20 protein-coding genes are annotated in these 23,835 nt (G+C 71.7%); 9 read left to right on the top strand and 11 right to left on the bottom strand.

Annotation, left to right across the window (positions count from 1 at the left end):
• Positions 1 to 208: 208 nt before the first annotated feature.
• Positions 209 to 1,876, top strand: coding sequence for an ABC transporter ATP-binding protein (locus IFR11_RS12580; RefSeq protein ID WP_191916374.1), 1,668 nt, complete (start codon positions 209 to 211; stop codon positions 1,874 to 1,876).
• 278 nt (positions 1,877 to 2,154) lie between these two features.
• On the opposite strand, the gene IFR11_RS12585 is transcribed toward IFR11_RS12580, so the two are convergent.
• The 3 genes from IFR11_RS12585 to IFR11_RS12595 all read right to left on the bottom strand — a co-directional run bounded on the left by IFR11_RS12585 (position 2,155) and on the right by IFR11_RS12595 (position 5,870).
• On the bottom strand, positions 2,155 to 3,060 hold the full coding sequence (locus tag IFR11_RS12585) for an ABC transporter permease (RefSeq protein ID WP_235560547.1): 906 nt from the start codon (positions 3,058 to 3,060) through the stop codon (positions 2,155 to 2,157).
• Between the two features lie 53 nt (positions 3,061 to 3,113).
• Positions 3,114 to 4,118 carry an ABC transporter permease gene (locus IFR11_RS12590; protein ID WP_055833544.1) on the bottom strand — a complete coding sequence of 335 codons (1,005 nt, stop codon included), beginning with the start codon at positions 4,116 to 4,118 and terminating at the stop codon, positions 3,114 to 3,116.
• 84 nt (positions 4,119 to 4,202) lie between these two features.
• Positions 4,203 to 5,870, bottom strand: a complete 1,668-nt coding sequence (locus IFR11_RS12595) for an ABC transporter substrate-binding protein (protein ID WP_055833541.1) — start codon at positions 5,868 to 5,870, stop codon at positions 4,203 to 4,205.
• 323 nt (positions 5,871 to 6,193) lie between these two features.
• On the opposite strand from IFR11_RS12595, the gene IFR11_RS12600 reads away from it, so the two are divergent.
• The 3 genes from IFR11_RS12600 to IFR11_RS12610 all read left to right on the top strand — a co-directional run bounded on the left by IFR11_RS12600 (position 6,194) and on the right by IFR11_RS12610 (position 8,201).
• Positions 6,194 to 7,060: a spermidine synthase gene (locus IFR11_RS12600; protein WP_070408621.1), complete on the top strand. Its 867-nt coding sequence runs from the start codon at positions 6,194 to 6,196 to the stop codon at positions 7,058 to 7,060.
• Between the two features lie 94 nt (positions 7,061 to 7,154).
• The gene (locus tag IFR11_RS12605; protein WP_191916375.1) at positions 7,155 to 7,682 is read left to right on the top strand and encodes a tetratricopeptide repeat protein; all 528 of its coding nucleotides are present in this window, start codon (positions 7,155 to 7,157) and stop codon (positions 7,680 to 7,682) included.
• Positions 7,683 to 7,712: 30 nt separating this feature from the next.
• The gene (locus IFR11_RS12610; RefSeq protein ID WP_055833532.1) at positions 7,713 to 8,201 is read left to right on the top strand and encodes a SprT-like domain-containing protein; all 489 of its coding nucleotides are present in this window, start codon (positions 7,713 to 7,715) and stop codon (positions 8,199 to 8,201) included.
• 7 nt (positions 8,202 to 8,208) lie between these two features.
• Here the strand turns inward: IFR11_RS12610 and IFR11_RS12615 are convergent, their stop codons facing one another.
• On the bottom strand, positions 8,209 to 8,832 hold the full coding sequence (locus IFR11_RS12615) for a 2-phosphosulfolactate phosphatase (RefSeq protein WP_191916376.1): 624 nt from the start codon (positions 8,830 to 8,832) through the stop codon (positions 8,209 to 8,211).
• A gap of 85 nt (positions 8,833 to 8,917) precedes the next feature.
• Here IFR11_RS12615 and IFR11_RS12620 point away from each other — a divergent pair, with 85 nt between their 5' ends.
• The gene (locus IFR11_RS12620; protein WP_191916377.1) at positions 8,918 to 9,424 is read left to right on the top strand and encodes a hypothetical protein; all 507 of its coding nucleotides are present in this window, start codon (positions 8,918 to 8,920) and stop codon (positions 9,422 to 9,424) included.
• Between the two features lie 55 nt (positions 9,425 to 9,479).
• Here the strand turns inward: IFR11_RS12620 and IFR11_RS12625 are convergent, their stop codons facing one another.
• The 3 genes from IFR11_RS12625 to IFR11_RS12635 all read right to left on the bottom strand — a co-directional run bounded on the left by IFR11_RS12625 (position 9,480) and on the right by IFR11_RS12635 (position 11,940).
• On the bottom strand, positions 9,480 to 10,127 hold the full coding sequence (locus IFR11_RS12625) for a response regulator (RefSeq protein WP_055935912.1): 648 nt from the start codon (positions 10,125 to 10,127) through the stop codon (positions 9,480 to 9,482).
• A gap of 79 nt (positions 10,128 to 10,206) precedes the next feature.
• Positions 10,207 to 11,388, bottom strand: a complete 1,182-nt coding sequence (locus IFR11_RS12630; protein ID WP_191916378.1) for a sensor histidine kinase — start codon at positions 11,386 to 11,388, stop codon at positions 10,207 to 10,209.
• A gap of 63 nt (positions 11,389 to 11,451) precedes the next feature.
• On the bottom strand, positions 11,452 to 11,940 hold the full coding sequence (locus tag IFR11_RS12635; RefSeq protein WP_191916379.1) for an Lrp/AsnC family transcriptional regulator: 489 nt from the start codon (positions 11,938 to 11,940) through the stop codon (positions 11,452 to 11,454).
• 107 nt (positions 11,941 to 12,047) lie between these two features.
• Here IFR11_RS12635 and IFR11_RS12640 point away from each other — a divergent pair, with 107 nt between their 5' ends.
• Together IFR11_RS12640 and IFR11_RS12645 are read left to right on the top strand one after the other, a co-directional pair.
• On the top strand, positions 12,048 to 13,445 hold the full coding sequence (locus IFR11_RS12640; protein ID WP_191916380.1) for a DUF6421 family protein: 1,398 nt from the start codon (positions 12,048 to 12,050) through the stop codon (positions 13,443 to 13,445).
• 84 nt (positions 13,446 to 13,529) lie between these two features.
• Positions 13,530 to 14,228: an SDR family NAD(P)-dependent oxidoreductase gene (locus tag IFR11_RS12645; protein ID WP_191916381.1), complete on the top strand. Its 699-nt coding sequence runs from the start codon at positions 13,530 to 13,532 to the stop codon at positions 14,226 to 14,228.
• 75 nt (positions 14,229 to 14,303) lie between these two features.
• On the opposite strand, the gene IFR11_RS12650 is transcribed toward IFR11_RS12645, so the two are convergent.
• Positions 14,304 to 15,839, bottom strand: a complete 1,536-nt coding sequence (locus IFR11_RS12650; RefSeq protein ID WP_191916382.1) for an MFS transporter — start codon at positions 15,837 to 15,839, stop codon at positions 14,304 to 14,306.
• Between the two features lie 67 nt (positions 15,840 to 15,906).
• Positions 15,907 to 19,104 (bottom strand): DEAD/DEAH box helicase, encoded by a 3,198-nt coding sequence (locus IFR11_RS12655; protein ID WP_197978631.1) that lies wholly within the window; start codon positions 19,102 to 19,104, stop codon positions 15,907 to 15,909.
• A 119-nt stretch (positions 19,105 to 19,223) separates the two neighbouring features.
• On the opposite strand from IFR11_RS12655, the gene IFR11_RS12660 reads away from it, so the two are divergent.
• Entirely contained in the window at positions 19,224 to 20,291 is a 1,068-nt protein-coding gene (locus IFR11_RS12660; protein WP_055833516.1) for a threonine aldolase family protein, read from the top strand.
• A 57-nt stretch (positions 20,292 to 20,348) separates the two neighbouring features.
• On the opposite strand, the gene IFR11_RS12665 is transcribed toward IFR11_RS12660, so the two are convergent.
• Both IFR11_RS12665 and IFR11_RS12670 read right to left on the bottom strand, forming a co-directional pair.
• Complete coding sequence (locus tag IFR11_RS12665) at positions 20,349 to 22,271, bottom strand: M3 family metallopeptidase (protein ID WP_191916383.1); 1,923 nt, start codon at positions 22,269 to 22,271, stop codon at positions 20,349 to 20,351.
• A gap of 89 nt (positions 22,272 to 22,360) precedes the next feature.
• Positions 22,361 to 22,975, bottom strand: coding sequence for an NUDIX hydrolase family protein (locus tag IFR11_RS12670; RefSeq protein ID WP_055833509.1), 615 nt, complete (start codon positions 22,973 to 22,975; stop codon positions 22,361 to 22,363).
• An 85-nt stretch (positions 22,976 to 23,060) separates the two neighbouring features.
• Between IFR11_RS12670 and IFR11_RS12675 the strand changes: the two genes are divergently transcribed.
• Positions 23,061 to 23,729 (top strand): alpha/beta hydrolase, encoded by a 669-nt coding sequence (locus IFR11_RS12675; protein WP_191916384.1) that lies wholly within the window; start codon positions 23,061 to 23,063, stop codon positions 23,727 to 23,729.
• Positions 23,730 to 23,835 lie beyond the last annotated feature (106 nt).

Consider the following 23,835-nt stretch of genomic DNA (forward strand, 5'->3'; position numbering starts at 1 on the left):
GGGGGCGGCGGCGCACGGCGGCGCGGCCCGTCGTGGACGGTTGCCCGGCGCACGGCGCGCGCAGCTCCTGCAGCATCCGTGCGGCGGGCGCACACCGACGGTGAGCGGGCGCATCCACCTGAGTCGTGCGGATCCGAGCGCGTTACGGGGGTGTGACGATCGGGCGGAGGGGGTGGGCAGAACGGGCGGCGCGGGCGAGGATGGTGGGATGACCTCCGATGTCGCCGGTCCCCCCGCTCCGGCATCCCCCCTGCCCCTTCTCTCGGTCCGTGATCTCGCGGTCGACTTCGCCACCATGGACGGCCCCGTGCGGGCCGTCGATGGGGTGGATCTCGACATCCACGCGGGTGAGACCATCGCCATCGTCGGCGAATCCGGCTCCGGCAAGTCGACGACCGCCATGGCGATCATCGGTCTGCTCGCCTCCGGGGGCCGCGTGGCCCGCGGCCAGATCCTGCTCGACGGCGAGGACCTCACCACCTTCGGCGAGGCCCGCATGCGTCAGGTACGCGGCCGGCAGATCGGCCTGGTACCCCAGGATCCGATGTCGAACCTCAACCCCGTCGCGAAGATCGGCACGCAGGTCGCCGAGACGCTGCTCGCCCACGGCCTGGCCGAACGCGCGAACGTCAAGGGCAAGGTCGTCGAGGCGCTCGAGGCCGCGGGACTGCCGGATGCCGAGAAGCGGGCGACGCAGTACCCGCACGAGTTCTCGGGCGGCATGCGCCAGCGCGCGCTCATCGCGATCGGCCTCGCCTGCCGACCGCGCCTGCTGATCGCCGACGAGCCGACGAGCGCGCTCGACGTCACCGTGCAGCAGACGATCCTCGACCAGATCGACAAGCAGACCGACGAGCTGGGCGCGGCCGTGCTCCTCATCACCCACGACCTGGGCCTCGCCGCGGAGCGCGCATCGAGAGTCGTGGTCATGCACCGCGGGCGCGTCGTCGAGCAGGGGCCCGCACGCCAGATCCTCGAGAACCCCCAGCACGAGTACACGAAGTCGTTGGTGGCGGCGGCGCCCTCGGTCGCGGCCGTGCGACTGCGCCCCGAGGACTTCCGCGGCTCGCGCGCCGCCGAGCCGGTGCGCGACCACATCGTCGAGATCTCGAACCTGACCAAGGTGTATCCGACGCGGGGCCGGGGCGACGACTTCCGCGCCGTCGACGACGTGTCGCTCGCGATCCCCCGCGGTCAGACCGTCGCCATCGTCGGCGAGTCGGGGTCGGGCAAGACCACGACCGCGCGCATGCTGCTGAAGGTCGTCGAGCCCACGAGCGGATCAATCACGTTCGACGGGCAGGACGTCGCGGCTCTGAAGGGCGACGCCCTGCGGCAGTTCCGCCAGAAGGTGCAGCCGATCTTCCAGGACCCGTACTCGAGCCTGAACCCCATGTTCACCGTCGAGCGCATCGTCGAGGAGCCCCTGTCGTTCTACAAGCGCGGCTCCAAGGCGGAACGTGCGAAGCGGGTGCGCCAGCTGATGGACGACGTGGCCCTGCCGGCATCCATGCTGCGCCGCTACCCCTCGGAACTGTCGGGCGGGCAACGGCAGCGCGTCGCGATCGCCCGGGCCCTCGCCCTCTCGCCCGAGCTGGTCGTGTGCGATGAGCCGGTGTCGGCGCTCGACGTGCTGGTGCAGGCGCAGATCCTCGACCTGCTGGGCGACCTGCAGCGCGAGTACGGCCTGAGCTACCTCTTCATCTCGCACGACCTGGCGGTGGTGCGCCTGATCAGCGATTACGTCTGCGTGATGAAGGACGGGCGCCTGGTCGAGGCGGCATCCAGCGAAGAGGTCTTCACCAACCCCCGCGACCCGTACACGCGCCGCCTGCTGGCGTCGATCCCGGGCAACGAGCTGGGCTTGGCGGGCTGAAACAGCTCGCGGTGCAGCGGGCGATGTCCCCCGGCACCCGCTGGCCCACGGCCCCGCGGCACGTGCGCTGAGGCATGTCCCACTTGGTGCGAGAAACGGTCGGCAGACCTGCACGAAGTGGGACACGGCACCCACCGCCGGCGGCGCAGCGGCTCACGCGCCGGGGCATGTCCCACTTCGTGCGAGAAACGGTCGGCAAGACTGCACGAAGTGGGACATGGATGCCGCGCCGACGACGGACCGGCCCCGACCCGCGCGAGGCCGGGGACGGGCGCCCGCTACCGCGCGCGGGTGCGGGGGTCCATCGCCTCGCGGAGCGACTCGCCCAGCAGCGTGAAGCCCAGCGCGGTCACGGCGATGCAGATGCCCGGCAGGAACGCCAGCCACGGGGCGATCGCCAGCTCGGCCTGCGCGTACGTGAGCATGCGGCCCCACTCGGCGGTCTGCGGCAGTCCGCCACCGAGGCCCAGGAACGACAGTGCGGCCGCGTCGATGACGGCGGTCGCGAGGGTGAGCGTGCCCTGCACGATGACCGGCCCGACGCTGTTGGGCAGCACATGGGTCATCGTGATCGTCCGTCGACTGAGGCCCAGGGTCTGCGCCGACAGCACGTAGTCGGCGCCGCGCTGCTGCAGCATCGAGGCGCGCAGGAGCCGCGCGAACACCGGCACCTGCGACGCACCGATCGCGATCATGATCGCGAGCTGGCTCTGGCCGAGGATGGCGGCGATCGAGACGGCGAGCAGCAGGTTCGGCACCGAGAGCAGGATGTCGACGAAGCGCATGACCACCGCGTCGACCCACCCGCCGAACATGCCCGCCAGCAGCCCCAGCGCCATGCCGCCGATGAGGCCCATCGCCGTCGAGATGACACCGATCTGCAGCGACGCCTGAGCGCCCCAGATGAGCTTCGACAGCACGTCGCCGCCGAAGCGGTCGAGACCGAGGGGGAACTCGGCCATCTCGCCCGGCCCCGGAATGTCGGTCGGCGTGATGAAGCGCTGTCCGGGCAGGGACTCGGCCGGGTACGGCGCGAGCAGCGGCGCGAGGGCGGCCACGAGCAGGAACGCCAGCACGATGATCGCGCCGATCCAGGCGACGGGACTGTGCCGGAGTCGCTGGAACACGTCCTGCCAGAAGCCGCCCCCGCGCGCCTGGGCGGCGAGGAGCTGGCCGTCGACGATCGCGTTGTCGTCGACGGGACCGCCGCTGGGGGCGGGAGGGAGGATGCCGGAGCTCACTGGACTCTCACTCTCGGGTCGATGACGCTGTACGACAGGTCGACCAGCAGGTTGATGAGCGCGTACGCGATCGCGATGAAGATGATGAAGCCCTGCAGCACGGGGAAGTCGCGCGTGAAGATGGCCCGCGCGAGGAACTGCCCGATGCCCGGGAAGGCGAACACCGTCTCGGTGAGCACCGCCCCCGAGATGAGCAGGCCCGCCTGCAGTCCCACGGTGGTGATGACCGGCAGCATGGCGTTGCGCAGGATGAAGCGGTTGCGCAGCGTCGAGCGGCCGATGCCCTTGGCGCGGCCGGTGCGGACGTAGTCGGCGTTCTGCACCTCGAGCACCGAGGCGCGCGTGATGCGCACGATGATCGCGAGCGGGATCGTGCCGAGCGCGACCGCCGGCAGGATCAGGTGCAGCACGGCATCCCACGACGCGTCGAACTCCCCGGTGATGAGCCCGTCGAAGACGTAGAGGTTCGTGTAGTGCGTCGCGTCGATGCGCGGGTTCTGGCGACCGTCGGAGGGCAGCCAGCCGAGCTGCACGGCGAAGACGTACTTGAGGATGAACGCCAGGAAGAACACCGGGATCGTGATGCCGATGAGGCTCAGCACGACGGCGGTGTGGTCCCAGATCTTGCCGTGACGGCGCGCGGCCCAGTAGCCGAGCGGGATGCCGATGCCCACCGCCACGATGAGCGCGCCGATCGACAGCTCGAGGGTGGCGGGGAAGCGGCGCACGAACTCCTCGAGCACCGGCCGGCCGGTCTGGATCGAGGAGCCGAAGTCTCCGGTCATCAGACGCCCGAGCCACGTGAAGTACTGCACGTAGAGGGGTTCGTTGAAGCCGTAGAGCTCGTTGATGCGAGCGACGGCGGCGGGGGTGGCCCGCTCACCCAGCAGGGCGACGGCGGGGCCGCCCGGGAGCGCGCGCACCCAGGCGAAGAGCAGGACGGACAGACCGAACAGAGTGGGGATGAGCAGGAGCAGGCGCCTGCCGATGGTGCGGAGCACGGGTTCTCACAGGGTGTCGGGAACGGGGGGACGCGGAACCGCGGGCCCCGGCGTCGTCACGACGCGGAGCCCGCGGCATCCGGATCACTCGGTGAGTTCGATCTCGTTGTAGACCTCGTCCTGCACGGGGCTGGCGGGGTACGACTTCACCCGGGGTGCGAACGCGAGCGTCGGCACGGGGTTGGCCAGCGGGATGCCGGGAAGGAACGTCGCGATCTGCTCGTTGACGGCCTGGTACGCGGGGTCCTGCTCGGCCTCGGTCGCGAGGCCGCGGGCCGAGGTGAGAGCCGAGAACAGCTCCGCGTTGTCGAAGCCCCACTCGTTGGACGTGCCGCCGAAGAACGTGCCCACGAAGTTGTCGGGGTCGTTGTAGTCGCCGGTCCAGCCGAGCAGATGGATGCCGTGCTCGCTGCCGCCCTGGATCAGGTCGAGGTACTCGCCCCACTCGTTGGACACCGGGTTGAGCACGATGCCCACGGCCTGCAGCTGCGACTGGAGGTTCGTGAAGATCTGCTCGGGGTTCGGCATGTACGGGCGCGAGATGTTGACCGGGTAGTTGAACGTCAGCGTCAGCGGGTTGGCGTCGGTGAAGCCGGCTTCGGCGAGCAGGGCCTTGGCGGCGGCCTGGTCGAAGTCGTACGTGGTCACGCCGGAGTTGAAGCCGATGACACTGTCGGGCATGAACTGCGAGGCCACCGTGGTGCCCTCGGGCAGCACCTGGGTGACCAGCTGCTGCTTGTCGATGGCGTGGGCGATCGCCTGGCGCACGCGGATGTCGCCGAGCGCCGGGTCGGCCTGGTTCATGCCGAGGTACAGGATGTTGAACGGGTCGCGGTTGGTGAGCATGTAGCCCGCGGACTCGAGCGCGCCGAGGTCGGCGGGGGCCACGAGGTCGTAACCGTCGATCGAGCCGGACTCGAGCGCCTGGCGACGAGCCGTGGTGTCGCCGATCACGCGGAAGATGACCTTCTGCACCTGGCCCTGGTCACCCCAGTAGCCCTCGTAGGCGTTGACGGTCGCCTCGGCGCCGGGCTCCCACGAGTCGAACTGGAACGGACCCGTGCCGGTGGGGTGGCCCTGGGCGTACTCGCTGAGGGTCGGCGCCTCGGAGGTGCCACCCACCTCGTCGGCCTGGTACTCCTGCAGCGCCGTGGGGCTCTGCATAGCGAACGCGGGCAGCGACAGCGCGGGGATGAAGCCGGCGAACGGCTCGGTCAGCGTGATGGTGACCTCGGTGGGGCTTCCCACCTCGCAGCCGCCGTAGATCGAGGTGCCGGTGTCGGCGTAGCCGCGCATGATCTTGCCCCAGTAGTAGGACAGGCTCTCGGACTGCGCGATGCCGGTGAAGTTGTTCTGGCGATCGAAGTTGAAGCAGACGGCGTCGGCGTTGAACTCGGTGCCGTCGTGGAAGGTCACGCCCTCTTTGAGCGTGAAGGTGTACGACAGGCCGTCGTCCGACTGCTCCCAGCTCTCGGCGAGCATGGGGGCGGGGTCGGCGGTGCCCGACTCCACGCCGACGAGGCCCTCGAAGATCTGCCGCGAGATGCGGAACGACTCTCCGTCGCTGGCGAAGGCGGGGTCGAGGCTGGACGGATCGCCCGAGGCGCCGAACACGAATGTGGAGTCGACGTCACCGCCGGCGTCGCCGCCGCCGTCGTCGTCGCGCTGACTCGTGCAGCCCGACAGGGCGAGCGCGCCGATGGCGACGGTGGCGCCGCCGACGAGCAGACGTCGTCGAAGAGAACTGAGCATTTTCGGTACACCTTCCGGGGGGAAAGGGAGGAGAACGACGGCGCTGTCACGTCATCGTGCCGCGCTCCGCTTGCTGTGTTCCCCCGACCGTACAGGGCGGGCGGCGTCGTGCCCATTGCCCGCGTGTATCGATCGTGTTTCGAGAATCCGGCATCCTGATGCCCTCCCGGACCACCGATGGCGCATTCCGCCCATCCCCCCGCCGCCGCGGTGCGCACCCTGCCCGCCTCGGGCAGCACGAGGAGCCGAGAGTCGTCGCTTCGCGGCCAATGCGCGCGTCGGGGTTCGGCATCTCGCGCGACGGGCCCGGCTAGCGTGGAGGGATGGCACGCATGCGCATCGAACCCGACGACGCCCCCACGGCGCGACTGTCGGACGGATCGACCGCGCGGGTGTCGCCGTCGGGCTTCGTCTCGGGATGGGAGCTGGTCGTCGACGCGACCCCCCAGTCGCACGTCGACCTCGACGATCCCACCCACCTGCACTTCGAATACGTCGCGCGCATGGGAGCGGTCATCGACCGCCTGCGGATGCCGGGACAGCCGCTGACCGCGGTGCACCTGGGCGCGGGGGCCCTCACCCTCCCCCGCTACGTCGAGAGCACCCGCCCCGGCTCCCGCCAGCAGGTGATCGAACTGGAGCCGGCGCTCTGGGATCTCGTGCGCGAGAACCTCCCCCTTCCCCGCGGCGCCGCGATCCGCGTGCGCATCGGCGACGCGCGCGCCGGTCTCGCCAAGCTCCCCGCCGGGCTCACCGGCGCCGTCGACCTGCTCGTGAGCGACGTGTACTCGGGCGCGCAGACCCCGGCGCACCTGACCACGGTGGAGTTCTACCGCGACGCCGCCCGTCTGCTCGCCCCCGACGGCGTCCTGCTCGTCAACGTGTCGGACGGCCCCGGCCTCGCCTTCGCCCGACGACAGGTCGCCACGATCCGCGCGGTTCTGCCCGAGGTGATCGTGCTCGCCGAGGTGCAGGTGCTGAAGGGCCGCCGCTTCGGCAATCTCGTCGTCGCCGCCTCCGCCGCTCCCCTGCCCGTCGAATGGCTCCCGCGTCTCATGGCGGCCGGTCCCCACCCGGCGAAAGTGGCCCAGGGGGCCGAGATCGAGGAGTTCATGCGCGGGGTGCGGGCGTCCACCGATGCCGACGCGACGCCGTCGCCCAAGCCCTCGGCGTCGATCTTCGAACGGTGACGGCGGCGTGTTCGCGCCCCGACCGCGTGGCGCGGGCGTTCTGAGCGCGCCTGCCACGCAAACTGGAACTCCTGCCCGACCGAGAGGAGCGACGGTGAGCTACATCCACGGGTACGACCCCGACACGTTGCGCGAGGTCACCGACTCTCGCGAGTGCGCGGAACGACTCGGGGAGATCGGTTCGCAGCGCAGCCTCCATGCCCTGCTCGAACGCGTGTGGCTGCTGAAGGTGCTCGACCGCTTCGACGAGGCCCTCGTCATCTCGGACCAGTCGGTGCGCGTCGCCCGCATGGCCGGCACCCGCCGCGACCTGCTGCGCGCCCGCATCCTGCACGCCACGATCCTGCAGTGCCGCGGGGCGTTCGCCGCCGCCGAGCAGGAACTCACCATGTGCGCCGACGAGGCCGAGGGCCAGGGGTGGGCCAGCATCGCCGCCTTCGCCCTGCAGCACCGCGGCAAGGTGCACTACGACGAGGGCGACTACGACGCCGCGCGCCGCGACTTCAAGCAGGCGCTCTTCCTGCGCCAGAACGCCGGCGCCACCGATGCGCAGCTCGAGTCGACCCTGCTGGCGATCGATGCCGCCGAGCGTCGACGCACGCGCGAGGTCGTCGCGAGCTGAGTGTCGTAGGCCCCGCCTAGGCTTCCCGTCATGTCCGATCTGCACCGCGTACGCGTCTGGGCCGAGGCGTTGATCGCCCTGCACCTCGACGCGTCGTGGACGTTCGCGTTCGACAACGCCAAGCGCCGCGCGGGTCTGTGCGACTACGGCCGCAAGCGCATCAGCGTCTCGCGCTACCTCACCGCGCGTTACGACGACGACACGAACCACCAGACGCTGCTGCACGAGGTGGCGCACGCCCTCGCCGGAGCCCGGGCCGGCCACGGCGCGGCGTGGAAACGCACCGCGCGCGAGCTCGGGTACGTCGGCGGAACGACGCACGCGGGCGAGACGGCCACCGAGCTCGCGCCGTGGGTCGGCACCTGTCCCGCCGGCCACGTCGCCTACCGGCACCGCAAGGCCACGCGTCCCACCTCGTGCGCGAAGTGCGCGCCCACTTTCGACCCGCGCTTCGCCCTGTCGTGGGTGCGGCGCGAGATCTCGCCCGCGGTGCGCCTGGCCGCCTCCACGCCGCGCTGAGCGCGCGTCAGGGGGCGACGAACGCTCCGTCGCGCAGCACCGGCACGACCGATGCGGCGTCGCGCGCGGCCGCGGCCAACACCTGCTCGCGCTGCCCGTCGGCGGCGAGCCGACGCCCCGTGCCGCTGGCCGTGAGCAGGTGGCGCACGGCCCCGCCGAGAGCACGGAAGCCCTCGCCGGCGACGGCGGCGTCGGGCGAGGCGTGGTCGATACCGAGGTCGCCCAGAGCGGCGACGACGGCCCCGGCGCCCAGCAGGTCGTCGACGGCGAAGCGGAGTCCCTCGGCATCCGTGCCGTCGGGGTACCCCGCCGCGACGATCGAGATACTCGTGCGCTCGCCGCGCGTGCGCTGCACCTCGAGCACGTGCGCGGCGACGGCGGCAGCGTTGCGCAGACCTCCCACCACGACGTGCGCCCCGGTCGCGGCCGAGGCGCGGACGAGGGCCGCTGCCGCATCGTCGACGGCGTCGAAGGGCGCCCCGGCTTCGGCCGCCGCCAGGGCGCGCGCCGACAGGCCGAGGGTCTGCACGAGGACCACGACGTGGGCGTCGGCCAGGCGGGAGAGACCCGCGCCACCCCACTCCAGCCGCACCTGGTAGTCGGACTGCGAGAGGGCGGGGTGTTTCGGCATCCTCCGAGCCTAGAACGGTGGAGCGTCACCGCGTGTTCGTCAAGCGGTACCGACGAAGACGGCCACGTCGGGCACGATCGGTGACATGCGCATTCTGCTGAAGTTCGTCATCGACTGCGACCCGGATGCCGCGTGGCGGGCGCTGCACTCCCCGCGCGCCGTCGCGGAGCTGTACGGCCCCCTGCTCGAGGTCGACGCGCTCGGCACGATGCCCACCTCGTTCGAGTCGGGGGACGACGTTCCGGTGCAGATGAGCGTCGCGGGCATCTTTCCCGTCGGCCGGCAGCTGATCTCGGTCGCCGATCGTGAGACCCACGACGGCAACGGCCGCGTGCGGGTGTTCCGGGACTGGGGGGTCCCGTTGACCGGCCCGCTGGCGAGCCTCGATGTCTGGGACCACCAGATGGCGGTCTCGGCGGCCCCGGGCGAGGCGGGCCGCACCCTCTGGCGCGAGCGACTGACCATCGGCGGCGCCGCCGCCCCGGCGCTCTGGCCGGGACTGTGGGCGACGTGGCAGTGGCGCGCGGCACGCATCCGGGCGCTCGCCCCGACCTGGGCCCACGACCCCGAGGCATCCCCCTCCACGCCCTGACCGCTTCGCGCCGGCGTGGGGTGCAGGCAGGCGCGGACTCGACGCGAGGCGCGGGTCAGGCCAGGCCGTGGCGGAACGCGAAGACCACCAGCTGCACGCGGTCGCGCAGGGCGAGCTTGGTGAGCACGCGGCTGATGTGCGTCTTCACCGTCGCCTCCGACAGGAACTCGCGCTCTGCGATCTCGGCGTTGCTCAGGCCCGCCGCGGCGAGCGCGAAGATCTCGCGCTCGCGGTCGGTGAGGCTCGCGTAGCTCGCGGGCACCGGCTCGGCGCCGCCTTCGGCGATGTGCGCGAACAGCGTCCGCGTCGCCTCGGCGGCGATCACGGCGGAGCCGGCGTGCACGGTGCGCACCGCCGAGAGCAGGAACTCGGGCTCCGAGTCCTTCAGCAGGAACCCGCTCGCTCCGCGTTGGATGGCCCGCGCAGCGGCCTCGTCGAGGTCGAAGGTGGTCAGCACGACGACGCGCGGGGGCGCGGGTTCGCTCAGGATCTCCGCCGTGGCGGTCAGGCCGTCCATGACCGGCATGCGCACGTCCATGAGCACGAGGTCGGGGCGGGTCGCCCGCACCACGTCGATACCCTCGCGCCCGTCGGAGGCCTCGCCCACCACCTCGAGATCGGGCTGCGAGTCGATCACCATGCGGATGCCCGCGCGGAACAGGACCTGGTCGTCGACGAGGACGATACGGATGGGAGCGGTCATGCGGGCGGTTCCTCTTCTGGTCGAGCGAGGGTGCGGCATCCCCTGCGCCGATCGAGTCCGGCGGGGGCGGGGGCGGGGCTCACGCCGGGCGCCCGATCGGCAGGGTCGCCCGCACGACGAACTCGCCGTATTCGGGTTCGGCCGTGAGTCGACCGCCGACCAACTGCGCGCGCTCGCGCATGCCGATGAGGCCGTGACCGCCCGGCGCGGCCGGGGCGACGGATGCCGTGGCACGGGCGTTGCGGATCGACAGCTCCACCCGGTCGGGCCACCACGCCAGGTGCACGCGGACACGTGGGTCGACGCCGTGCCGCAGGGCGTTCGTGAGGGCTTCCTGCATGATGCGGTAGACCGCGAGCTGGATGGCGGCGGGCGGCTCGCCGGGCGGGGAGGGATCGACCTCGGCGGTGACCACGAGGCCCGCCGCGCGCATGCGGGTGTACAGCGTCTCGATGTCGGCGAGGGTGGGCTGCGGCCCCTCGGCCTGGCTGTGGCGCAGCTGCGTGAGCAGCAGTCGCACGTCTCCGAGGGCGGCGCGTGCCGTCGACGAGATCGTCGAGAGCGCCGCCGTCGTGGCCTGCGGGTCGGTCGCGGCAGCGTAGCGCGCACCGTCGGCCTGCGCGATGACGACGGCGAGCGAGTGGGCGACGACGTCGTGCATGTCGCGGGCGATGCGCACCCGCTGCTGCTCGGCGATCGTCTCGGCCTCGGCCGCCCGCTGCGCCCTGCTGTTGGCGGTCGCACGCATGGCCGTACGCACCAGCGCCCCCGACACCCACGCCAGCATGAGCGCGAACCCGGATGCCAGCAGCAACGCGGCGACCGCGAACCACTCGTTCGCGGTGAGTGGCGCCGTCACCCCGCGACCGACGAGGTACAGCGGCACGATGATCGCCCCGGCGATCGCCGAGGCGAAGCCGCCCCAGAACACGCGGCGCGTCCCGTAGGCCGCGGTGGCGTAGAGCACCGCGAAGATGGCGACGTCGCTGGGCGACGGCTGTCGACCGAAACCCATCTGCAGCAGCGCCCCCGCCCAGGCGAAGATCAGCGCCAGGGCCGGTTGCAGGCGGCGCACCGCCACGGCCACGGTCAGGGCCACGGCCACCAGCATCCCGCCGAGCGTCTCGAGTGCCAGGTCCACGCCGGCGGTGGCGCCCGACCCGCCCGCGAGTTCCGTGGCGATGGCGAGCAGGCCGAAGACGAGGGCGATGCCGAGGTCGGTGACCAGTTGGTATCGCTGCAGCGGGCGCGGAGTGAACATCGCGGCCACGCTACGCGCCGCGGGTGGGCTGGGCATCCGTCTCGCGATGTATCTCGGCCGCGCTCACGCGGGGAAGGCGGCGGGCTCGATCGGGCGCGCCTCGAAGAAGGTCTGCAGCACCACCGTGGTGCGGGTGTTGACCTGGGCTGCCGCCCGGATGTCGCGGATGAGCGTCTCGAGATCGCGCGGCGTGGGCACGCGCACGAAGAGCATGTACGCCGCCTCGCCCGCGATGGAATGGCACGCCTCGATGGCGGTCAGATGCGACAGGAGTTCGGGGGCGTTGTCGGGCTGGGCCGGATCGAGCGGCGTGATCTCGACGAAGGCGGCGAGGGGCCGGCCGAGCGCCTCGGCGTCGAGCACGGGGCGGTATCCGCGCACGATGCCGCGCGACTCCAGTCGGGGCAGTCGGGACTGCACGGCCGACACCGACAGCCCGACGCGCTCCGAGAGGTGCGAGAGCGTGGCGCGCGCGTCGAGCGAGATCTCGCGGACGATCGCGGCGTCGACGGAGTCCTCCAGGCGCGCGGCGCGGGCAGGGGCCTCGGTCATGCGCTCGACAGTATCAGGGCGTGCGAGGGTCGCCCTGGCGGTGTCCGTAAGTTTTCCGTTAGCATGCCACTTCAGCAGGAATATTTACAGCCTGATCGGAGGATGCCATGACCATCGCCACGCCTTCCCGTGCCGCGCACGATCTGCTCGACGGCCGAGCCGTCGACGACGTCGAACACACCCCCGCGTGGGCTCAGCTCAAACGAGCCGCCACCGCGCTGCACACGCTGCAGGCGAAGGACGGCTCGATCGACGACACCGCCGCCGCCGGTCCCCTCGTCGACGAGATCGTCGAGGCAATCGGCGCCCTCACCCCGCTGTTCCCCCACGACGACGCCTACCTCACGGCCTCGATCGCCGACTTCCGGCGCTGGCAGGACGAGGGCCTCGGCACACCCGACTTCCTCGACTCGCTCGTCGCCTTCCAGCCGCAGGAGCACCGGGTCGACGGCATCCGTCATCTCGTCGTCTTCCCGATGTACACCCAGAACGGCTCGAGCAACCGCCACGTCGAAGCCGTGCTCGTCGAGGCCATCTGGCCCGAGTTCATCGCGCGTCTCGAGACCGAGTACACCAACCGCCTGTTCGTCTCGCTGCGGCTGATCGACTTCACACCCGGGTACGACACGAACTCCGCGGTGCTCTTCCCCGAGACCGTCGCCATGCGCGAGGTCCCCACCTTCACGTGGGGGGCGATCTTCCAGGACCGCGAGGCCGCGCGCTACCGTCGCGTCACCCGCGCCGCCGCCGACATCACCAAGCTCGAGCTGCCCGCCGAGGCCGCGCGTCTGCTCGATGACCAGGACCTCGCCGAGCAGACGTTCGTCATGTGGGACCTCATCCACGACCGCACGCACATGCGCGGCGACCTGCCGTTCGACCCGTTCATGATCAAGCAGCGGATGCCGTTCTTCCTCTACTCGCTCGAGGAGCTGCGCTGCGACCTCACGGCGTTCCGCGAGTGCGTGTCGCTGCAGACCCGACTGTCGGCCCGCGACGACCTGGATGCCGCCGAGATCGCCATGCGCGAGCACGCCGGCCTCGTGCAGTACGCCGTGATCTTCGACCGCATCTTCCGCTTCGCCATCACCGGCTCGCGCGTGCGCAACTACGACGGCCTCGGTGGACAGCTGCTCTTCGCCTGGCTGCACCAGCACCGCGTGCTGCACTGGACCGACACCTCGCTCGCGTTCGACTGGGACGGGGTGCCCGCCGCGGTCATCGCGCTGGCCGACGCGATCGACGAACTGTACTGGCGCTCGATCGACCGCCCCAAGGTCGCGCACTGGCTCGCCGCGTACGACCTCGTGCGCGCGGTCGTCACCCCGCACCCCGCCTCGGTGTGGGCGAGGGGACTCTCGGACGACGTGCTCGCGGGGCTCCCCAAGGGATACACCGACGCCGTCCTGGATGACGAGTTCCCGCTGTCGATGTTCTTCGAAGCGCTCGAGAAGAAGATGCGGCCCGTGATCGCATCGACCGAGGGGATCCGCGGGACGGACTGACGCGGGGCGGGGTACGGCCGTACCCTGGCTCTCGCGGGAACGACGACGCGGGCGACGGGGCCGGCCGGGGGCGAGGGGATGACGATGACCGACGCACGGAACGACGACGAGGGAGTGCGGGGGCGCACGGTGCTGCTCGCGGGCGGAACGAGCGCCGCCGGACACGCCTGCGCGCGCGCACTGCTCGACACCGGGGCGCGCGTCGTCGTGGTGGGAAGCTCCGACGAACGTCTGGCGACGATGGCGGCGGACCTGCCGGGCATCGCCGTCGAACGCTGCGATCTGACCGACGAGCGCGCCGTCGGTGAGCTGCGCGATCGCGTGCGCGCCGAGCACGGTCCCATCGACGGCCTGCTGCACCTGGTCGGTGGCTGGCGGGGCGGGGGGGGCCTGGCCGGACAGAGCGACGACGACTTCGCCTTCCTGCTGCAGTCGGTGACGGCGCTCCGACACGTGAGCCGCGCGTTCGACGACGACCTGCGCGCCTCCCCCGCGGGGCGCTTGGCGATCGTGTCGTCGAACGCGGTGGAACGTCCGCTCGCGGGTGGGGCGAACTACGCGACGACCAAGGCGGCATCGGAGACCTGGGTGCGCGCGGTTGCGCAGGGCTACGCGAAAGCCGCCCGCGACGCCGGGCGGGAGTCGACGGCCGCGGCGGTCATCTTCCGCGTCACCAGCCTGGCGGGGCTCGAGGACGCCCTCGCCGCGTCGTTCGTCGCCCTGTGGGATGACGACGCGACCGCCTGGAACGACGTGACGATCGGTATCGACGCTCCCGCCTGACCTCGTCAGCCGCGCGCGTCTCCCGGCGTCGCGGACAGCGTCAGCCGTGCGAGTCTCGCGGCGTCGCGGACAGGGTCAGCCGCGCGCGTCGCCCGGCGTCGCGTGCGCGGGCGGCGTTGCGGCATCGGCGGTCCACGCGGGCGAGTCCGCGGTCGACGCGGCAGTCGACGCTGCGGCGTCTGCGATCGGCGGGGCGGCGGCGTTGTGCACCGACACCTCGCGGTCATCGACGGGAGAGGGCCCGTCCGCCACGTCGGCGTTGACCTCGGCCGTGCGGTACTGCCGCGAGAGGGTGCGGTAGGAGCGCGTGAGGAACGCGAGCGACGCGGCCACCACCATGAACAGTCCGGCGAAGACGAACACGAGCGCAATGCCGCGCGACGCTCCGTCGCCGACCAGCCAGCCCCACGTCGCTTGACCCTCACCGCCCCGCATGTAGGGGATGATCGCGAACTCGGCGATCGGGGCGATGAGGAACGAGGTGACGGGCGCGGCCGCCGACTCGAAGGCGGCGGCGAAACCGAACACCCGCCCCTGCGTCTCGAACGGCACGACTTTCTGGATGATCGTCTGCTCGGCGGCCTCGACCGGGGGGATGAGCGCCATGTACACCCAGATGCCGGCGACGTAGAGCCACCACCAGTCGCGCAGGGTGAAGATCGCGCCGAGCGCCCCCATCGCGATGACGAGCCACAGCATCGTGCGGATGGGGTTTCGACCGAGTCCGAACCGCGCCACGAGCCCGCCGCCGATGATGAACCCCGTCGCGGTGACGCCGAGAACGATGCCCCAGACCTGCACGTCGAACAGCTCGAGACCGTAGGGGTCCATCAGGGCCATGTAGACGCCGCCGATGAGGTTGTTGAAGGTGGAGAAGATGAGCAGCGCGAAGAGTCCGGGAGCCGCCCGCACCGCGCGGATCGCCCCGCGCACGTCGACCAGGGGGCCGGGCTCGGCGCCCGCGGCCGGGCGCTCTTCGGGGATGCGGATGGTCAACAGGTGCACCAGCGCGACGAGTGTCAGCGCGATGGCGATGGCCAGGGTGCCGCCCATGCCGAGGAAGCCCACCGACAAGCCGCTGAAGACACTGGTGACCACGAAGGCCAGACCCTGCACCGTGCCGACCAGACCGTTCGCGTTCGCGTGGCGCTCGACGGGGACGAGGAGCGTGACCGTGGTCGACAGCGCGATGTTGCGCATGTTCTCGACGACCGCTCCGGCCAGGATGACGCCGGCGAAGAGCCAGAACCAGGGACCGCCCAGATCGAGCAGCGCCGCCTCGGGGAAGGCCAGCCACAGGGCGCCCGCGACGAGGAACGCCGTCAGGGTGACGAGCCCGGAGAACACCATGACCCGATGCTTGCGGTGGCGGTCGACGAGCGACCCGAAGAACATCGCGAAGACGGCGAGCAGCAGCATGTACGCCCCGCCGACGATGCCGGTGGCCAGCACCGAGCGGGTCTCGAGATAGACCCAGAACGTGAGCGCGAACCACAGGAAGCTGGTCGTGACGTTCGCCGCGGCGGTGTTGACGAGCACCGCGAGGAAGGTGCGGTTCCCGGTCGTCGGAGCGCCGGCCGGGGCGGCGGCGGAGGGCGGCGATGCGGACATAGCCACACGGTAGACCCGACCTCCGACATCGGCCAGACCCCGGCGCTCGGCGCCGCCGGCGGGACGGTCAGTCGAGCAGGCTGCGGATGTCGTCGGCGGTGAGGCGCGGGCCACCCGCGAAGACGCCGTCGCCCTCGTCGGAGCCCCCGTCGAGCACGCGCGAGAACAGGTCGGCTTTGGCCTCGCGCAGCGCCACCACCTTCTCTTCGACGGTGTCGGACGACACGAGCCGGTACACGATCACCGGGCGCGTCTGCCCGATGCGGTGGGCGCGGTCGATGGCCTGATCCTCGACCGCGGGGTTCCACCACGGATCGAGCAGCACGACGTAGTCGGCTTCGACGAGGTTGAGCCCCACGCCTCCCGCCTTGAGCGAGACGAAGAACGCGGGATCGGTGCCGTCGCGGAAGCGGTCGATCTCGGCCTGGCGGTGGGTCGTCGTGCCGTCGAGGTAGCCCGACGCGAGCCCGGCGTCGGTGCACCGCTGCCGCGCCGCGCGCAGGAACCGCGTGAACTGGCTGAGGACCAGGACGCGGTGCCCCTCGGCGGCGGCCTCGACGAGGAGCTCTTCGAGCGCGTCGAGCTTCGCCGACGGCGCTTCTCCTTCGTCGACGAGGGCCGGGTCGAGGGCGAGCTGGCGCAGCATCGTCAGGGAGCGGAAGATCGCGAAGCGATTGCCGTCGGCGTCGTCGAGCAGCCCCAGCAGCCGCTGACGCTCCCGGTGGAAGCGACGGTCGTAGAGCTTGCGATGCGCGGGGTGCAGGGTGACCTCGAGGATCGTCTCCTGCTTCGGCGGGAGTTCGGCGGCGACCAGCTCTTTGGTGCGTCGGAGCAGGAAGGGGCGGATGCGCCGGCGCAGCAGGTCGAGCCGTGCGCCATCGGAATGCTTCTCGATCGGCGTGCGGTACAGCGTCGTGAACGACTCGCGGGTGCCCAGCAGACCGGGAGCGACGAGCGACACCAGGGCCCAGAGCTCGAGGAGGTTGTTCTCCATCGGCGTGCCCGTGACCACGAGCGTGAAGGGCACCGACAGGGCCCGTGCCGCACGGTACCCGCGCGAGGCGGGGTTCTTGATCTGCTGCGCCTCGTCGAGCACCAGGCCCGACCACTCCCCCTCGGCGTACTGCTCCTGCTCGAGACGGAACAGCGCGTAGCTGGTCACCACGACGTGCGCCCCGGCGGCGGCCTCGGCGATGCTCGTCTTTCGTCGCGCCCGCGTGGCCGTGATCGTGACCGTCTGCAGCCCGGGGGCGAACGTGGCGCACTCCCGCGCCCAGTTGCCCACCACGCTGGTGGGAGCCACGATGAGGAAGGGGGGCATGAGCGGATCGGCTTCGAGCGCCGCCTGCATCATCGCGATCGTCTGCACCGTCTTGCCGAGGCCCATGTCGTCGGCCAGGATCCCGCCCAGCCCCTGCGCGCGCAGGAAGTGCAGCCAGTCGAGGCCCGCGCGCTGGTAGTCGCGCAGCGTGGCGCGGAGTCCGGCCGGCGGGTCGATCGAGGCGAGGGCGGCCTCGTCGGTGAGGCCCCGGACGCGCAGCCACCACTCGGCCTCGTGCGCGGCGATCATGCCCATCTCGGCCAGGTCGTCCCACAGTCCCACGTTGTAGCGGTTGAGCTTCATCCCCGCCTCGGGGCGATCGGCGAGGGTGCGCGCTTCGTCGATGACCGCGCGCAGTCGGTCGAACTCGGGGGTGTCGAGCCGCACGTACGTTCCGTCGCCGAGGAAGAGCGCCCGATCGCCGAGAGCGAGGGCCGTATAGAGATCGGTGAAGTCGACCTCGGCGTCGCCCACGGTCACGCGGGCGTGGAGGTCGAACCAGTCGCTCCCGTCGTCGGCTCCCGTGCTCAGCTGCACGGACGGGGCCTCCGACGCGATCCGGTAGGTCAGCGCGTCGCCGGAGACGAGCACCCGCACGTGGTCGAGCGCCTCGAGGCGCGGTGCGGCCTCGACGGCGAGGATCGCGGCATCGGCCGCCGTCAGCGCCCGGGCGGGAGTCGTACCCGTCGCCGGGGGACGGGGAAGGGAGATGCGCAGGTCGGCGCCGATGGCGTCGACGGCGGCGATCACCCCGCGCTCGTGCTCGTCGTCGCGGCGTCCGCGCGTCGCCGAACGGTCCCACCGGGTGGCGAGCGTCGCCGAGCCCGAGCCGTGCGCCACGAGCACCTCGAGGACCGGCCGCGGCGCCGGGGGGAGCTCGACGGTGCCGCGCGGCGACACCACGGGCGCCTCGAGCTGGAGACGGGGCAGATACTCGCGCAAGAAGGTCTCGGACCCGCCATCGTCGATGGTGAGGGCTCCCGTGCGCGCGAGCAGACCGCGCAGCGGGTCGGCCACCGGCGTCGACAGGCGAGCGAGGGTGATGCGCTCGTCGTCTCCGTCGCGATCCGCGACGAAGGCCACCGCCACGGCGGGGTCTCCCACGACCCACGACGGCCGCGCCGCGACCTCGTCGGCCATCCCCTCGACGATCCCCCGCAGGAGCACCGCGGAGCCACGGCGATCGACGGCCATCGCGGGCACCGCCGGGTCGTCGGGGAGGTGAACCGGGTGGTGGGCGCCCGCGCTCGACACGATCGGCACTCCGGCCGCGAGCACGTTCTCGAGGTGCAACCACAGCGAGTGCGGGGGAACGGCGGACAACGGCATCCACTCGTCGGACAGGAAGGCGCCGGGGCCGGATCGACCGACTCGGCCCAGACTGTCGAGGGCGGCGCGCGCCCGCGGATCGGCGGGGAGCGACGACAGCGCCGCCCAGCCGGCCCGCCCCTTGATCCAGGTTCCGCGCGTTCCGCGCATGCCGGGACGTGCCGTGAGGGTGAGGGCTGTGCTGCGGCCATGCCCACCCCCGCGACGGACGGCGAGGAACAGGCAGAGCTCGACGGGGTCTTCGTCGGTGGCCGCCGCGGGCGCGACCGCGAAGAGCTCGTCGAGCGATCGCTGCCATTCCGGACGCGTCGGGCGACCCGCCGACAGCACGCGATCGAACAGCACGAGCGCGGCCGCGCACCCGTGCTCGCACTCGGGTCCGCGCCCGCACGAGCACCACCCGGCGAGACGGGAGAGGTCGGTGGGCACCCGCAGCTCGAGGTGCTCGTAGCCCGCGGCTCCGAACGACTGCGCCGTCACCACGAGGACACCGTCGAGCGTCCTGACCTCGCCGACCTCGACGGAGCCGTACACGAGGAGCCGGTCGGCACGCGCCATCGCCGACGGCGAGAACAACTCGCCGGCGATGCTGAGCGCCTCGGGGTCCATGTGCATCCCTTCATTCTCGTCGGGTCCGACGACCTCCGGTCGGCGCGCCGGGCCGAATGGGGAGCGGAGTCCGACTTCGCGCCCTGGGGAGGAGGGGTTGGCCCCCTGGTCGTTACGCTGGAGCGGTGACTCCCCTCCACGACGCATCGGTGCGCGGCTTCGCCTCCGACAACTACTCCGGCATCCACCCCGACGTCCTCGCCGCGATCACCGCGGCCAACGAGGGCCACCAGGTGGCCTACGGCGAAGACGTCTACACCGCCCGCCTGCAGGAGCTGTTCACCGGCCTGCTCGGCGACGGCGTCGAGGCCTACCCGGTCTTCAACGGCACGGGCGCCAACGTCGTCGGGCTGCAGTCGATGCTCCCCCGCTGGGGCGCCGTGATCACGGCATCCACCGCGCACATCAACGTCGACGAGGGCGGTGCCCCCGAGCGCGTCGGCGGGATCAAGCTGCTGACCGTCCCCACCGACGACGGCAAGCTCACCCCCGAACTGGTCGACCGCGAAGCCTGGGGCTGGGGCGACGAGCACCGCGCCCAGCCGCTCGTGGTCTCGATCACCCAGTCGACCGAGCTCGGCACCCTGTACACCGTCGACGAGATCAGCGCCCTGGCGGCGCACGCGCACGGGCACGGCATGCGCCTGCACATGGACGGCGCGCGGATCTCCAACGCCGCCGCAGCCCTCGACGTGCCGCTGCGGGCGTTCACCCGCGATGCCGGCGTCGACGTGCTGAGCTTCGGCGGGACCAAGAACGGAGCGATGATCGGCGAAGCCATTGTCGTTCTCGACCCGGCGGCCTCGACCGGCCTGACCTACCTGCGAAAGCTCGACATGCAGCTGTCGAGCAAGATGCGCTTCGTCTCGGCACAGCTGGTGGCTCTGCTCGAGGACGACCTGTGGTTGCGCAACGCCCGCCACTCCAACGCGATGGCGCAGCGCCTGCGCGCCGGCGTCGAAGCGGGGCTCGCCGACGGTTCGATCCAGGGCGTGCAGTTCACCCAGCCGACGCAGGCGAACGGTGTCTTCGCGACACTGCCGGCCGGTGTCGCCGACCGCCTCCGCCAGAGCTTCCGCTTCTACGATTGGGACGAGCTGCGCCGCGAGGTGCGCTGGATGTGCTCGTTCGACACCACCGCCGAGGACATCGACGCGTTCGTCGCCGCGATCGCCCGCGAGACGACGGCCTGACCCCGGCTGCGGTGAGGGCCGCGGCATCCGATCCAGGATGCCGCGGCCCTCACCGCATCACGCCCCCGCCAACCAGTCGCGGTAGGCGTCGAACGTACTCTCGCGACCCAGGAAGGCCTCGACCAGGTCGCGCGCGTCGCGGGTTCCGCCGGGCTCCAGGATCTCGCGCCGATAGCGGAGCGCCGTCTCGACGTCGAACAGGTCGCCGGCGAAGGCCGACAGCAGGTCGCGCGCGATCACGAGGCTCCACTGGTAGGTGTAGTAGCAGGCGCCGTAGCCCGTGAGATGGCCGAAGCCGGCGTACGAGTGCGACCCGGGGAGGGGTGTGACCGGGCTCGCCGACCGGTAGTAGCCGTCGACCGCAGCCTGAAGGTCGGTCGGACGCTCGACGTGCAGGCGGTACGACGTCGTGGCGTGTCCGAGCTGCCGGGTCACCTCGAGGGCGCGGCCGAACGCGTCGGCGGTGCGCATGCGCGCGACGAGGTCGGCGGGAATGGCCCGGCCCTCGTCGTTCACCGCGAACGATGCCAGGACCTCGGCATCCCACGCCCATTCCTCGAGCAGCTGACTCGGTGCCTCGACGAAGTCCCACTCGGTCGCGATCCCCGTGAACGACGCCCAGCGGTGATGACCGCCGAGGATGTCGTGCACGAGGTGACCGAACTCGTGGAAGAAGGTGACGACCTCGTCGTGCTCGAGCAGACCGCGCGAGAAGTTGCACAGCAGCGCCCCCTCGGGCAGCGCGTGCCCCGTGATGCCGGGCACGAGCCCGAAGCACGCGGCGTGGTTGTACTTGCCGTCGCGAGGATGCAGGTCGAGGTGGATGCGGCCGAGCCGCTCGCCCGCGCGGACGACGTCGTAGGTGCGCACGTCGTCGTGCCACGAAGGCGCGTCGACGGGGAAGTACTCGACGTCGAGAAGGCGCGCCGTCGTGGCGAGGACGCCGTCGAGCACGCGATCGAAGCGGAAGTACGAACGGACGAGCTGTGCATCGACGTCGTACTCCTCGCGCTTGAGCGCGCTGAGCAGATACCAGAAGTCGGCGATCGTGACCTCGGTGGCGTCGGGCTCGTCGCGGCGGAGGCGCTCGAGCACGCGGGCGTACTCGGACGCGGCGGCGGGGGCGACGGCCTCGGCCACCCGATCGAGGAACGCGCGCACCTCGGCGCTCGACCCGATCATGCGCGTCTCGGTCTCGTAATCGGCCCAGTCGCCGTAGCCGAGGAGGGCCGCCCGCTCGGCACGGACGGCGAGCAGATCGGCGAGCACGGCCTCGTTCTCGGGCCACGCCAGATCGTTGTACGCCCCGACGAGGGCGTGGCGCACGGAGATGTCGCGGGCGTACTCGCGCACCGGCATGAGGTCGGTGTACTCGGTGGTCAGCGTCACCATGGCCTCGTCGTCGGCGGGGTGCTCGGCCAGGAAATCGGCCGGGAGTCCGTCGAGCGAGGCGGCCGGGACGCGGATCTCGCGGCGTCCTTCGCGGATGTGGCGCGAGAACGTCTGCGACAGAGCGGTGTCGCGGTCGGCGAGCTCCTGCACGCGCGCGCGGCCCGCGTCGTCGAGGTCGACACCACCGCGGCGGAAATCGCGCCGGAGGTGGTCGAGCAGGCGCTGCTGCGCGGCGTCGAGGCCCGCGGCGTCGGCGTCGGAGAACACGTGCCACAGGTCGCGATCGAGCAGCCGGCGCGCCTGGGCCGCGTCGATCGCCTGGGCCTGCGCCTCGGCGGCGGCGCGCACCTCGGCGTCGGGGTGGCACTCGCTGAGCAGGTGCGACGGCGCGGCGGCCTCGGCGAGCGCGATGTCGGCGTCGTTCCAGAGGTCGAGGCGCTCGCTCGTGGTCAGCTCCGTCTCGGCGACGAGACGGCGGTCGATCTCGGCCACGCGGGCGAGACGCTCGGCGGGGCGCTCCCCGGCGAAGCTCAACCAGCCGGCGCGGTCGAGCGGAAGGGACAGGGGTTCGAGGGGAGGATGCGGCATCCTCCGACCCTAGGGACGACCTCCGACACCGGCAACGTCGAGGACCGACGACGCCTCCGCCAGGCCGCGGAACGGCATCCGCGAGGGGATCAGCGCAGCGCGCCGACCGAGGCGAGCGCCAGGCGGATGAGCGTGCCCCGCCCGCCCTCCATCTCGTCGGAGAGGGCCTCGGATGCCGCTTCCTGCGGCGACAGCCACGTCACTTCGAGGGCGTCCTGACGCGGTTCGCAGGTTCCCGTGACGGGGACCACGAAGGCGAGCGCGACGGCGTGCTGGCGATCGTCGTGGAACGCGCTGACGCCCGGGATCGGGAAGTACTCGGCGACGGTGAACGGCGTCGGCGACGGGGGCAGGGAGGGGAAGGCCATGGGGCCGAGGTCGTTCTCGAGGTGGCGGAACAGGGCGTCGCGCACGGTCTCGCCATAGCGCACGCGCCCCGACACGAGCGTGCGGGTCATCTCGCCGAGAGGCGTCGCCCGCAGCAGGATGCCGACCTGGGTGACGGCCCCCATGCCGTCGGTGCGCACGGGGAGCGCCTCGACGTACAGCATCGGCAGGCGGCGGCGGGCCTCGGCCAGCTCCACCTCGCTCAACCACCCCGGGTTGGGGTTCGGGCCCCCCGAGGCGCCCGAGAAGGACGCCGACAACGATTCGTTCTCGTCGCCGTTGTCGCCGGAATCGGGGTCGGGGGTGCGTACGGGCATGATCCCTGTATATCAACCGTCCGCCCCGGATGCCGCGTGTCTTCGCCCACAGCGGATGTCGGAGGCCTTTGCGACAATGGGCCGCATGAGCACCCACCCTCCCCTCGACTCCACCCTCGTGCGCTGGTCCGCGCCGCCGGAGGAACGCGGCGATCGGCCGGTGCTCCTGCTGCTGCACGGCTACGCGTCCGACGAGCACGACCTGTTCGGGCTCGTGCCGCACCTGCCCGCCGACTTCGTGATGGCCAGCGTGCGCGCGCCGCTCACCCCGCCGTGGCCCACCCCCGGGGCGTCGTGGTACCCGATCGAGGGTCTCGACGGCCGCGACCCCGTCGCGATCACGCGCGCCGCCGAGGGGCTGCTGTCCTGGATCCGCGAAGAGGTCGGGCCGCGGCCGGTCGGTTTGCTGGGGTTCTCGCAGGGCGGCGCCGTCGCGGTGCAGACCCTGCGCGTCGACCCCGACGCGGTGGCCTTCACCGTCGTGCTGGCCGGGTACGCCGCCGCCGGCGAGCTGCCGGGCGACGCCGTGCTGGCCGAGCGGCGACCGCCCGTGTTCTGGGGACGCGGTTCGCGCGACGACGTCATCCCCGCGCACCTCGTCGACATGACGGCCCAGTGGTTGCCGGCCCACAGCGAGCTGAGCGGTCGCGTCTACCCCGGGCTGACCCACTCGGTCTCGCAGGACGAACTCGACGACGTGCGCGCCTTCCTCGAGGCGCGTCTGGCCGAGGGGGGCACCCCGACCGAGGGGTGACGACAGGGGTCGATCGTTCGGTCGAGAGGCCGCGAAGCACGGGACGGACACCCGAGGGCAGCGGCCGTTCCGCGACGGGCGAACGTCAACCCCGACCCGATGTCGG

Origin of the sequence: Microbacterium sp. CFBP 8801, from assembly GCF_014839455.1 — a bacterium.
In the GTDB taxonomy this organism is placed as follows: Bacteria; Actinomycetota; Actinomycetes; order Actinomycetales; family Microbacteriaceae; genus Microbacterium.